Origin of the sequence: Paenibacillus sp. 79R4, assembly GCF_013393165.1 — a bacterium.
In the GTDB taxonomy this organism is placed as follows: domain Bacteria; phylum Bacillota; class Bacilli; order Paenibacillales; family Paenibacillaceae; genus Fontibacillus.
Genome location: NZ_QJOT01000009.1, coordinates 229,083 through 242,418, shown reverse-complemented (window position 1 = coordinate 242,418; position 13,336 = coordinate 229,083). Strand labels below are relative to the sequence as shown.

Here is a 13,336-nt window from a genome sequence, read left to right as displayed (position 1 = left end):
GCAATACAAACACAAAAAAGGCAGGGGGAACTATTTCCAATTCCCTTTCCTGCCCGATTCATCGTTATTCCTATGCTTTCCATTCATTTTAACTATGAAGCAGTTCCTGCTCGCTTAGAATGAAATGCATCAGTTCATCCTGTACTTCCCACAAAAGCGATTTGGAAGGCTTCTTGTTGTATTCGGACAACGCTTCAATAGCACTGTTCATCGCTTTCTCCATAGAGCCCGTCACCGCTACCGAATTTACCGATATATTACCGCGAACCGCTGCAGCGCTCTCTGTCCATAGCTGATGCTTCTGGCTTAGCTCCGCAATTTGGTTCGCGCTCTGCGGACCCGGCTCAGCATCGCTTAGTCTTGCAGCCGAGAATGTGCTGAGAAGCTCCACCAATTCAGCGCTCTGCGCCAGAAATTGTTCAAGCGGCTTGGTGTCTCCCTCATACTCCATCATCGCCGAAGCAGGCTGGGCTATCTCATGCAGAATCAGATTGACTCCCGCTGATTTAAGCTGACTGCTTAGCAGTTTGGCCTGTTCCCGGTCGACGGATACCCCTGCATACACCCGCTTCGTATCTACCGTATCTCTCGCCGCTGCGACTCCCGAGGATTGCAGCTCCTTCTGAGCTAGCTCAACGCCTTGAGCCGTACTGAACACGCCGTATTGAAGAAAATAATAAGTCCCGGACGGCAAGGCGACATTTACCAGCTCCTTCGGGTTAGCATCCCCCTGCTCTTCTTCAAAGATCTGTCCCATGACAGGGATATCCGTGGATTGCCCGGCTGCCGACTGCTTTGGCACATTAATGCCAGGAATCGGCAGGGTTATCTCCTGATTGAAGATAGATAGAACCACAAAACCGAATAAGGCGCCGGTTACAATCGCTCCGGTAACCGATCCGGCCATCTTCCACCAGGAGTTTTTTGGGGGTCTGATAGAACTGGAAGGGACTACAACTCCGCCTGCCCCGGTGTATTCTGAAAATGGGTCGCTATAATCTACCAAAGTCTCGACAGTACGAAATGTACCCGTTGTACGATCCCAGTCATATTCGTCATACTCTGAATTCAAATGCGGCGATTCCCCTGAATCAGCTTGTCCCAATACGGGGTGAACCTCGGGGCTGCGAGGCGCTGGTGTCTGATCTTTCAAAGGACTGAATTTCGTAGGTGTACGAACCTCTGATGCTTGAATATACCCGTCATGACCTTGCTCCCTTTCATGCACTTCCTGCGTCCTATCAAAAGTTGATGCTCCGTCATTCTTATGAATCCATGCCTGATACAATGGTTCCTCAGCTATGATCTCCTTGCCCTGCTTGTCAAACCGAAAGGTCATTTTCGCCTTGTTCACGATCCGCACGCTCCTTGTCCATTCTCCTAACCTACCTTATGTCCTGAAACCGGATTATATGCTTCTCAAAGGACAAGTTGCGAAAATAAGGAAGAATTCAGGCGCTTAGGAATTTTATAAACGGTTACGCGAGATGTAGGCACATACCAAAAAACCTCCATATTCATACGCAAACACATGAATATGGAGGTTCTCTATTCGAATCAACTTTTCAAATGCAAGTAAACTATTGGGAGATTCGCTTGGATAATTCGTCCCCAACTCTCCAGATATCGCCAGCCCCCATGGTCAGCACAAGATCCCCGGGTTGCAGCCGGTCCTCCAGATCGGCAACAACATCCTGCTTCGCAGGCAAATATCTTGCCCCCGCATTGCTGTTCTCCTTAATTAATTCGACCAGCTTCGAGGAGTTGATTCCCTCAATCTGCTTCTCTCCGGCAGGTGAATAAATGTCGGTAATGATCACCTCATCCGCACCACCAAAGGCTCTGCTAAAGGCATCCAGCAGGAAAAAGGTTCGCGTATAGCGCTGCGGCTGGAACACAGCGATAATCCGCTTGCCGGTCGCTTTAGCGGCAGCGATCGTGGCTTCGATCTCTGTCGGATGGTGGGCATAATCATCGATAATGAGGATGTCTTTGCTATCGCCAAGAACCTGAAAACGGCGCTTGGCCCCATGAAATTGCTTGATCGCTGCTGCGATCTCCGCAAATGGAACCCCTGCCTCCAGGCAAACAATAACCGCCGCCATGGAGTTATACACATTATGCTTACCCGGAACCGACAGCTCTACCGTTCCGAGCTTTTCGTCGCCGCGCTTCATAGTATACGACACATATCGATCGCCAAGCTCCATATCCTCAGCGTTATAATCGCAAACCGAGTCAATTCCATAAGTGATGATATTGCAATTCAGCTTAGGCAGTAATTCGCCCAGAATATCATCATCGCCGCAGACGATGGCTGCCCCGTCCGGTTTAATCTGATTAAGGAATTGGACGTATGCTTCTTTGAGACGTCCGAAATCTCCGCCGTAATTCTCCAGATGATCCGCCTCAATATTTGTTACAATTCCTAGCGAAGGATGGTATTGAAGAAAAGAACCATCGCTCTCGTCCGCCTCGGCAACGACGTATTTTCCTTGTCCTGCCTTGGCATTTGTACCGATATCCAGGATTTCTCCGCCAATAATATAGGTTGGATCGATTCCACATTGCTCCATCACAAGTGCGATCATCGATGAAGTCGTCGTTTTTCCGTGCGCTCCGGCCACCGCTACTCCTGTCCGTTCATTAAGCAGACGGGCCAGCATTTGTGAACGATGCAGAACCGGGATACCGCGTTCCTGCGCTTCAACCCGTTCTACATTGTCCTTCGGGAGAGCTGTCGAATATACGACCAGATCGGCGCCGTCAACCTGCTCAGCCGTATGGCCGATATAGACCTTGGCTCCCTTCGCCTTCAGCTTCTCGATCAATTCCTGGGAAGCTACATCCGAACCGGTTACCGTATAGCCCATCTCCAGCATTACACGGGCGATGGCGCTCATTCCGTAACCGCCGATACCTATAAAATGTACATGTTGTTCTCTAGTATTTAACAATATGGTCACCAGCCTTTTTCAGAATCGGTGTGATGTAAGAGAGTCGCGCGTACGTCAGAAATCATGTACAACGTACCTGTAACCACTCCTAAATCCTCCCGTTCCGTCCGCGACATCAACAGCTCTAAAGCCTTTTTCCAGTCGCGTTCTACGATAATTTCCAAGTTTTCTTTTGCTTTCGTTTCTTTAAGCTGCTCCACAATACTATGGAGCGCCTCCACATCCATTTTCTTACGAAAATCAGGCTCGGTCAAAATAAGCGTATCCACTATTGGTAATATATGCTCCAAGTAGCCACGATGATGCTTATTTGCCAGCATGCCCATCATCAAATTCAGCTTGCGATACTTATAGATGTCCGGAATGCTCCTGGCTAACATTTGAGCTCCTTCCGGGTTATGCGCTCCATCGAGCACAATACGAGGCTCGCTGTTCACCTGCTCCAATCTTCCCGCCCAAGCCGTACTGCGAAAGCCGGACAGAACCGCTTCATCCTCCAGCACAAAAGCCATATACTGACGAAGCACCTCAAGCACCATCATGACCCCGGCCGCGTTCTTGCATTGATGTTCACCAAGCAGCGAGAGCTTCAGTACAAGCTCCCGGAACGGACCTTGAAAGTCCATGGATTGCTCATGATCATCACCCTCCAGCCGTTCATAGGTGAACTGTTCTCCAAGCAAGTATAGGGTAGAACGCTGCTCTTGAGCTGTCTGGCGCAGCACTTCGATCGCTTCCGGCTGTTCTGCACAACTCACGACAGGAACACCGGGCTTGATGATCCCGGCCTTTTCCCTGGCAATCTGCTCTATAGTATCGCCTAATACATCGGTATGGTCCATGCCGATATTTGTAATCAAGGAGACGATAGGCGTAACAATATTTGTTACATCCATCCTTCCCCCGAGACCTGTCTCCCATACTACGACATCAGGATAACATTCTTCTGCAAAATATAAAATCGCAATCGCTGTACTTACCTCGAACATCGTTGGCGAACCTAGCTCTGAATCGGCAATTTCCTCTACAAGAGGCAGAATCCGATTCGATAATGATACCAGAGTAGCCTCCGGAATGTCCTGACCATTAAATTGAAATCGATTCGTAAACTTGGTGATATAAGGAGAAGTAAAGGTCCCAACATCAAAACCGGCCTTCATTAGCGCAGCTGTTAAAAAAGCGCATGAAGAACCCTTGCCGTTCGTCCCGGCAACATGGATAAATTTCAGCTTGCGCTGCGGATTGCCCAGACGTTCCATCATGAGCTCAATACGCCCCAGTCCGGGACGGATCCCGAACGCAATTAGCCCATTAATCCATTCTACCGCTTCGTTATAATCCTGTAGAGATCGCTTGTTTCCTTTCTCAGTATGAGCCCCCATGAAATTCACCTTCGTCTATGATTTATATAGATATAGAGGTAGTCCAAACATATATAGTGCATGTTCAAAAAAGGTCGGATTTCAGCACCAAGCTCATCCATTCGGTATTCGTTTCTTCGAAACGCCTCAGTTGGATAATACCAGAAGCAAGGGAGCAGAGCTGCAAGTTTCTGAAGAAAACGAATCCTGAAACGTATGCTTATAGCTTGTACAAGCACGCCTGAGACGTTTCTGTTGGAAACATGACTTCGCAAGCCTCTGCTTAAGCCCGGCTGAATTCAGGTTCAGATCCATGCGATTCCACTTCCGGATTGGATTCGTGTTAGATATAGAATTTATCAGTTATCAGCGCAGCTGATGAAATTTTATATCACAAGAAGATCTGCCTTGGCGTCGCAGTCGCTTATCCTTGAATGACATCGATTGGTTTTCTTGTCAAACCGGAACTTTTTGAACAACCTCATATCGTTAAATTATCGATTGCAGAATGCCTGTTCCCTGATCCAAGTCCTTAACGCCTCAGCGCAGAACAATCGGACTGTTACCTCTGATAACAATCCGATTGTTCTATTTCTAGGACGTAGAGGCAATTTGGCACTAGGCTTTTAATTCATTGATTCGTGCAAGCACCTTGTCGCGTTTGGCAGAGTAATCATCCATCTTGGCACGCTCTTCTTCAATCACCTTGGCAGGTGCTTTAGCGACAAAACCTTGATTAGACAATTTCTTCTCCACACGTTCTACTTCTTTATTCAAATGGTCGATTTCTTTTTCCAGACGAGCGATTTCCTGGCTGATATCGATCAGGCCGGCCAGCGGCAGATATAATTCCGCTCCTGTGACAATCGCGGTCATTGCTTTATCCGGCGCTTCTACCGTTAGCGATGCTTCGTAATCCGACGTGTTACAGAACCGGCGAACATAGTGCTCGTTACGGTTAAGGATGTCAAGCAACTCAGCGGAGCTCGGCTTAACGATCAGCTCGATTTTTTTGCTCATCGGTACGTTCACTTCAGCACGAATGTTGCGGACCGAGCGAATAATATCGATCAGTAGATTCATTTCCTGAACTGCATCAGGTGCTTCCAGGGCAGGGTCATACTTAGGCCATTCAGCCAAAGTAATCGTATCGCCATTGTGCGGCAAATGCTGCCATATTTCCTCGGAAATATACGGCATGAACGGATGGATCAGTCTCAGCGTGCGATCGAGCACATAAGCAAGCACCGATTGGGTCTTGCGCTTGGCATCCGCGTCTTCGCCATAGAAGCTCAGCTTCGCGAATTCAATATACCAGTCGCAAAGATCATCCCAGATGAAATTGTACAATACACGACCGGTTTCGCCAAATTCATAGGAATCGATAAGACGCGTCACATCCCGAGCCGTCTCATTAAACCGATGCAAAATCCAGCGATCCGAAGTTGAAAGGTCACCGCTAATGTCGATGTCCTCATAGGACACTCCTTCCATGTTCATCAGAGCGAAGCGCGAGGCATTCCATATCTTATTGGCAAAATTGCGCGCTTGTTCTACACGTTCCCAATGGAAGCGAACATCCTGACCCGGCGTACTGCCCGTCGAGATCATATAGCGCATTGCATCCGCGCCGTATCTCTCGATAATGTCAAGCGGGTCTACCCCATTGCCCAGGGATTTGGACATCTTCTTGCCCTCGCTATCGCGAACAAGACCATGCATTAATACATGTTTAAAGGGCATCTTGCCTGTGAAATCAAGCGAGGTAAAGATCATACGGGCTACCCAGAAATAAATAATATCATATCCGGTAACCAGTACGTCCGTTGGGAAGTAGCGTTTGAAATCCTCGCTCTCCTCATTTGGCCAACCTAGCGTCGAGAACGGCCACAAGGCAGAGCTGAACCATGTATCCAGTACATCCTCATCCTGTTTAAGGTCATCCCGTCCGAGCTTGGCGCGGGCTTCTTCCTCGCTGCGGGCAACAACCATCTCTCCGGTCTCTTCGCTATACCAGGCCGGAATACGATGTCCCCACCATAATTGTCTGGAAATACACCAGTCGCGAACATTCTCGATCCATTGCAGATAGGTTTTCTCGAACCGTTCCGGAATGAATTCTACACCTTTGCCCGAGTTTTGCTCTGCAATTGCAGCTTCAGCGAGCGGCTTCATTTTGACGAACCATTGCATGGACAGATAAGGCTCTATAACTGCCCCGGTCCGTTCACTATGGCCTACCTGATGCAGGTGATCCTCAATTCTAATCAATACGCCCATATCCTGCAAATCCTTCACGATCTGCTTGCGGCATTCACTGCGATCCAGGCCCACATACTTGCCAGCCGCATCGTTCATCTTACCGCTCTCGTCCATGACGATAATCTGCGGCAGATCATGGCGTTGCCCTACCTCGAAGTCATTCGGATCATGAGCCGGGGTGATCTTAACTGCGCCACTACCGAATTCCTTGTCAACATAATCATCAGCGATGATCGGAATTTCGCGGTTCACAATCGGCAGAAGCAGCGATTTGCCGATCAAGTGGCTGTAGCGCTCATCCTTAGGATGAACAGCGACTGCTGTATCGCCGAGCATCGTCTCCGGACGTGTCGTGGCAACCGTAATATATCCGTCCCCATCCTTAAGCGGATATTGAAGATGATACAAATGTCCGTTAACTTCCTTGTACTCGACTTCAATATCGGACAATGCCGTACGAGCAACCGGGTCCCAGTTGATGATATATCTGCCTTTATAAATCAGACCCTTCTCATACAGCTTCACGAATACTTCGCGAACCGCCTGAGACAGACCTTCATCTAGCGTAAACCGCTCGCGGGAATAGTCAAGCGACAGACCCATTTTGGCCCATTGTTCATGGATCGTATTCGCATACTGCTCCTTCCATTCCCACACTTTCTCAAGGAACTTCTCACGGCCTAGATCATAGCGGCTTATCCCTTGCTCACGCAGTTTTTGCTCCACTTTGGTCTGCGTCGCGATTCCCGCATGGTCCGAGCCCGGCAGCCATAAGGCGTCATAGCCCTGCATCCGCTTGGTACGGATCAGAATATCCTGCAGCGTGAAGTCAAGCGCATGTCCAATATGCAGCATACCCGTTACGTTAGGCGGTGGAATTACGATCGTAAAAGGCTCGGCTTCAGGCCGCATGCCCGCTTTGAAGAACTCATTCTCCATCCAGTAGCGGTACCATTTGTTCTCCGCAGCTTTCGGATCATAAGTCGTTGGCATCTCTGCCGTAGTTGGTGATGCTTGGTTTTCTGTCATTTTGCTTCAACCTCCATTAACAATTCAGCATTGCCTAGGCGAATTCAGGCCAATAAATTCAAGAAGCCCGTAATGATTCGCGACGGCAGAAAACACAAAAAGCCTCTCGTCTCAAAGGACGAAAGGCTTTATCTTTCGCGGTACCACCTTTGTTTCGCAAGCTGCTGGATTTCGCCTCGCCATGCAGTCAAGCACAGCTTGTCGCTTGCGACACTTATACAGATAACGGCTGCAACCGGCCCGCTCTAAAGGTGAGACATCACCAGTTCAAACGGACGACTCCCGGGCGACTTCGGATAGCAGTATCCTGCGGAATCTTCCAGCGATACAACTCCGCTCTCTGAAGGGCTCACTTCCTACTCTTCCCGTTCCAAGTCTTTACATTAGTGTGTTCAGAAAATCTTATTTTGATAACAATAGGTGTCTTAGAAAATAAGAAATAGCATAACTTTGTAAAATCTATATTATCATAACGTGGATGAGGCTGTGAGTCAATATGACAAACGCACAATTAGCCCACCTTGTCTCTCGCTGGTTCTTAGATGTTTTCTTTGGCTGTTCTTTGGCTGTTCTTAGCTGTTCCTTCGTTACTACCTATCTGTTCCTCGAGCATCTCCAAGGTTATGACTGTTTCTTAGCTCCGCCTCCTAGCGGTTAGTGAGCTATTCCCTGATCTGCTCCTCAGCTGTTTTCTAGGTGACCTCTGCATAGTTGTTCCTAACTACTCCCTATCTATCCTCCAAACTACCTCTTAAGCTTTTTTGAGACCCTTTAGTTGCTCTTTAGTTGCTTTTTAGATGTTCCCATAGTATTACCAGCGCTTCTATCTCCTCCTTAACTGCTCTCTAGCTCTTCCTTACTTCTGCCATTAGTTGTTCCCTTGCTACGCCCTACCAGTTCCTCAAGCTGCCTCTTTAGCTACTCTTTAGCTACTCTTTAGTACTCTTTAGCTACTCTTTAGTACTCTTTAGTACTCTTTAGTACTCTTTAGTACTCTTTAGCTACTCTTTAGCTGTTCCATAGCTTTACCTACATTCCCTATGATGCCCCCCGAGTTGTTCCCAACTGCTCTCTAGCTTTTCCTTACCTCTGCACTTATTTGTTCCTTATCTGCCCTCTCTTTGTTCCCCGAACTGCCTCTTTAGCGTTCTCAACTACTCTCTAGCATTTCCCAAACTGCCTCTTTAACTGTTCTCCCGCTACTCTCTAGCTATTCCCCGAGCTGTACTCTGCTGTTCTCTAATTCATCTTGTCCCTTAATCTCCAAATCCGCTTTTAACGGAAATGACAGCCCTTATTTTCACCATATCGAGCGATTTAAAATTTTAACGGAAATATGGTTCTCTATTTGCCTCAAATCAGCCCATTAGAGCAGAATTTCCACCAAATAAGCGTACTCAGTTCCGTTACGTTTTACATTACAGCCTATTTGCCCAAATAGCGTCTGCACGTTCCGTTAGAAGTTGAAGTTGGCTGAAGCATAAAGAAAAGGACCATTTAGACTGGACCTTAACGGTTCTCTGGATAGTCCTTGCAAACACTCCTCCACCTGCCTATGCATGACCGCCGTCATGCAGCAATGCACCGCGCGCTGTAAGGGGAGCCTCAATATATTATCATTTGGCTCTTAGCTACTCCCTTAACCTCTCAATCCGCTTTAACGGAAATGACAGCCCTTATTTCTACCATATTGAGCGATTTGAAATTTTAACGGAAATACGGTTCTCTATTTGCCTCAAATCAGCCCATTAGAGCAGAATTTCCACCAAATAAGCGCACTCAGTTCCGTTACGTTTTATATCGCAGCTTATTTGCCCAAATAGCGTCTGTACGTTCCGTTAGAAGTTGAAGTTGGCTGAAGCATAAAGAAAAGGACTATCCAGACTGACCATAACGGTCCTCTGGATAGTCCTTGCAAACGCTCCTTCACCTGCCTATGCATAGCCGCCGTCATGCAGCAATGCACCGCGCTGTAAGGGGAGCCTCAATATAATATCAAGGGATATATAACACTTGTCCTTCCGCCAGATCATGCTCGGACAGTCGGTTGTACAGTTGGAGTTCGCGCGTGCTAAGCTGATAGCGCTCCGCGATATCATCCAGCGTCTCTTCCCGTTGTACAATCACGAGGCGAACCTTGCGGAACGGAGTCTGATCCTCGGTATTGCCCAGGAACAGGCTCTTCCAGCGGACTTCTTCTCCCTCTTCCTGATCAGGAATAACAATTTCTTCTTCGAAGTACTCTACACCACCATCCTTCTCCGGACGGTTGTGCAATAGCTTGCTGATGCCAAAGCCTTCATCGCGATCCTTGCTGCCAAAGGCAACCTTCAGCTCCTTCTTCTCTTCCTGCGCATGCGCTCCTTCTTCCTTCTCCTGTTGAACACTTTCCTCGAATACTTCTACAGCCTCTGCTTCTTCAACCTCCGCGGTCACATCCTCCACTTCAGCCTCCGCATAGCTATCTGTCTTCAACACAGCTTCCGCCTCATCCGCTCGTTCGGAATGGGCATTCACTTGCTCTTGATCTTCAGACCATACCGCCGCATTAGGCTCCTCTGCCTCTGAATCTTCCCACTGCGCAGCCTCCAATGACGGCTCTCCCTCATTAAGCCCCTTGTCCGCTGTAAATGTCGGTGTCAATAAGGGAGCTGAGTCTAACCATGACAACGTCTCTTCATTCTGTTCTTCGTGCTGCTCGCGGGCCCCGTACTGCTGTGCGGATGGGAAAGCCTCCTGTGCAACATATGAATGATCTACCGAAACCTCTGGTACCTGATACGAATAATTGTCCTGCTGGGACTGAGCCTCCCCCACTTCTCCCGTTCCAATAACCGGTTCGTGCGCGGCAACATACTCCCTGTCCATCCATTCTTCCGCCTCGGAACGCATAGTGGCCGTCTCAATTCCCTGCAAAGACAGAACTCCCGTAATATTCAAGCTGCGAGCGCTAAGCAGATCTACGTCAAAATTTTCGATTTCTACTGTAATCTCCTCTAGCTTGTTAACCCGACTGAGTGGAATCGTAATCTCAACAGGGATCCAATGCTCCAGCTCCCGACTCTCTCCCTCACCGCGATAAAGGCCTGACAACAATAAATGACCGCGCAGAGCTGCATATTCATCACCGGGATATACTTGGATTTTCGGAAAAAGTTCAATCTCCTCCAGTTCCTCGATGCCGATCACATCTTCGGATAGATGGACGCGCTCGTAAATATCAAAACGCAGGCCGTAGGAATGATCTACCAAGAACAACTACCTCCTTTTTTAGCAAATCCGAATATGACCCACATCCCCTTAAAAGGTTGTTCAAAAAGTCTCTTTTGATCACGAAGTAAAACATAAAGCGGTGTTGAAAGCCGAACTTTTTGAACACGTACATAAAGATGGATGGTCCAAATCTTCGCTCATTCTATCTATATGCTAAAAAAAGAAGAGCATGCCTTCTATTTCCAGGCACACTCTTTCAGAACTATATATAACTAGGACAAAGCCAGCTGCTTGCGCAACCGGTGCCATTCCTGGGGCCAAGGATCATCTACTCGAATCAGCTCACCAGTAAGCGGATGGGCAAAGGTTAGGCTCTCGCCATGCAGCGCCTGGTAGGGAAGCAGCTTTGTGCTGCCTCCATACAAAGCATCTCCAAGCAGGGGATGCCCGGCATAACTTAAATGGACGCGAATTTGATGCGTTCTTCCGGTTTCCAGTGTCAATCGCACCAAGCTCGCCTGATTTAATGTCTCTACCAGTTCAATATGCGTAACCGCTCTTTGCCCGGATGGAGAGACACGCCGACGCTGATTATGATGCCGGTCCCGCCCGATCGGCTCATCAATGATTCTAAGTGTCGGACTTACTGTCCCTTGCACAAGTGCAACGTATACCCTGGAGATCTCTTTGTGTGCCATCGCCGCATCAAGCTTAAGCTGGGCGTAAGCATTCTTCGCGTACAGCACCGGACCGGAGGTATATTCATCCAGCCGATGAATGTGAAGCGGGGCTACCTTCTCCCCACGCTCCGCATAAATAGCACAAACTTGGTTTGCCAGTGTGGGCTCACGGCTTTCTCCGTCCGGATGAACCTTAACCCCCACCGGCTTATGTACGACAAGACAGAAGTCATCCTCATACAAGATCTCCGGAGGTGTGCCGATCGGTGCAAAAGACGATTGCTTGGGCGGGAACACAAGCAGACGGAGACGATCGCCCGCCAGCTTGATACCGCCCTCAGCCTCAAGCGTCTTCAAAAGCTTGGGCGGGGCTGCCAATTCCTCTTGCAGCCAGGCCATAACCGCCTCATACCGTCCGCCATTCTCCGGCATCGGCAGTCGGCCTGGCATCAGCTCCAGCCATTCCCCCCGCCTCTGCCCTGCCGACTTCAAACTCACAGCCGTCTCAGCGCATTGCGATGCGCTTCAATGGTCAGCTCGATATCTTCATCTGTATGCACGCCCGAGATGAACATGCCTTCAAATTGAGATGGCGCAACATTAATTCCTTCCTCGGACAACGCCGCGAAGTAGCGGCGGAACAAATCGAGGTCACTCGTCTTAGCTGTCTCAAAGTTGGTGACTGCCTGATCCGTCAGGAATGGACACATCATTGAACCAACACGGTTGATCGTACAAGCCAGTCCGCGCTCCTTCGCATTGGCCGTAAAGCCTGCCTCCAATTTGGCCGACAAGTTCTCAAGACGATCATATACTTCTGGAGTCAAGAGCGACAAAGTCGTAAAGCCAGCGGTCATCGCCAGCGGATTACCGCTTAATGTTCCCGCTTGATAGATAGGACCGGACGGAGCAATCTGTTCCATGATCTCCTTCTTGCCGCCATATGCGCCGACAGGCAAGCCGCCTCCGATGACTTTGCCCAGACAGGTTAAATCCGGTGTGATGCCGAAGCGACCTTGTGCACAGTTCAAGCCTACCCGAAATCCGGTCATCACTTCATCAAATATAAGCACGCTGCCATACTCTGTCGTCAGACGACGCAGACCTTCAAGGAAGCCTGGCTGCGGCGGCACAACGCCCATATTGCCGGCTACCGGCTCAACAATGACACCCGCAATCTCTTCGCCAAAGCGCTTGAATGCCAACTCAACCGATTCCAGATCATTGTAAGGCACAGCGATCGTGTTGGAAGCCACCCCTTCGGGGACGCCGGGACTGTCCGGGAGGCCTAATGTAGCAACCCCGGAGCCAGCCTTGATCAGCAGACTATCCGCATGACCATGGTAAGAGCCTTCGAATTTCAAAATTTTGCTTCTGCCTGTATATCCCCGCGCTAGCCGGATAGCGCTCATCGTCGCTTCCGTACCTGAGTTAACCATCCGTACGATATCGATGGATGGCACGCGCTCTACAACCAGCTTCGCCATCTCCGTCTCCAGCAATGTAGGCATGCCAAAGCTCGTCCCCTTGGCAGCAGCCTCTTGAAGCGCCTTTACCACTTCAGGATGAGCATGGCCCATAATGAGCGGTCCCCAGGAGCCTACATAGTCGATATAGCTGTTGCCGTCGATATCATATACTCTTGAACCGGAGGCATGCTCCGCATAGATCGGTGTTAATCCGACGGACTTATAAGCCCGCACTGGACTATTTACACCTCCAGGCAAATATTGCTTCGCTTCCTCAAAAGCCGTAAAGGAACGTCCATCCTGCTTGCGTCCGAGCTTGTCATTCATTGCAGCTTCACTCCTCACCTTATTCGGTAGAATCTATT

At 49.1% G+C, this 13,336-nt stretch carries 7 protein-coding genes and 1 other annotated feature; all 7 genes read right to left on the bottom strand.

Annotated features, from left to right (window positions below):
• Positions 1 to 88: 88 nt before the first annotated feature.
• Positions 89 to 1,354 (bottom strand): SPOR domain-containing protein, encoded by a 1,266-nt coding sequence (locus tag DMN77_RS15125; RefSeq protein ID WP_179015571.1) that lies wholly within the window; start codon positions 1,352 to 1,354, stop codon positions 89 to 91.
• Positions 1,355 to 1,580: 226 nt separating this feature from the next.
• Entirely contained in the window at positions 1,581 to 2,957 is a 1,377-nt protein-coding gene (gene murC, locus DMN77_RS15120; RefSeq protein WP_068778127.1) for a UDP-N-acetylmuramate--L-alanine ligase, read from the bottom strand.
• 5 nt (positions 2,958 to 2,962) lie between these two features.
• Positions 2,963 to 4,339 (bottom strand): bifunctional folylpolyglutamate synthase/dihydrofolate synthase, encoded by a 1,377-nt coding sequence (locus DMN77_RS15115; RefSeq protein ID WP_179015570.1) that lies wholly within the window; start codon positions 4,337 to 4,339, stop codon positions 2,963 to 2,965.
• A gap of 597 nt (positions 4,340 to 4,936) precedes the next feature.
• Complete coding sequence (locus DMN77_RS15110) at positions 4,937 to 7,609, bottom strand: valine--tRNA ligase (RefSeq protein WP_068778129.1); 2,673 nt, start codon at positions 7,607 to 7,609, stop codon at positions 4,937 to 4,939.
• 111 nt (positions 7,610 to 7,720) lie between these two features.
• Positions 7,721 to 7,991: a binding site (T-box leader), on the bottom strand.
• A 1,613-nt stretch (positions 7,992 to 9,604) separates the two neighbouring features.
• Entirely contained in the window at positions 9,605 to 10,861 is a 1,257-nt protein-coding gene (locus DMN77_RS15105) for a LysM peptidoglycan-binding domain-containing protein (RefSeq protein WP_068778130.1), read from the bottom strand.
• 233 nt (positions 10,862 to 11,094) lie between these two features.
• Positions 11,095 to 12,000, bottom strand: a complete 906-nt coding sequence (locus tag DMN77_RS15100) for an RluA family pseudouridine synthase (protein WP_372775984.1) — start codon at positions 11,998 to 12,000, stop codon at positions 11,095 to 11,097.
• Positions 11,997 to 13,298, bottom strand: coding sequence for a glutamate-1-semialdehyde 2,1-aminomutase (hemL, locus tag DMN77_RS15095; protein WP_068778132.1), 1,302 nt, complete (start codon positions 13,296 to 13,298; stop codon positions 11,997 to 11,999). The genes DMN77_RS15100 and hemL overlap by 4 nt, the downstream gene beginning before the upstream one ends.
• Positions 13,299 to 13,336: the final 38 nt, after the last annotated feature.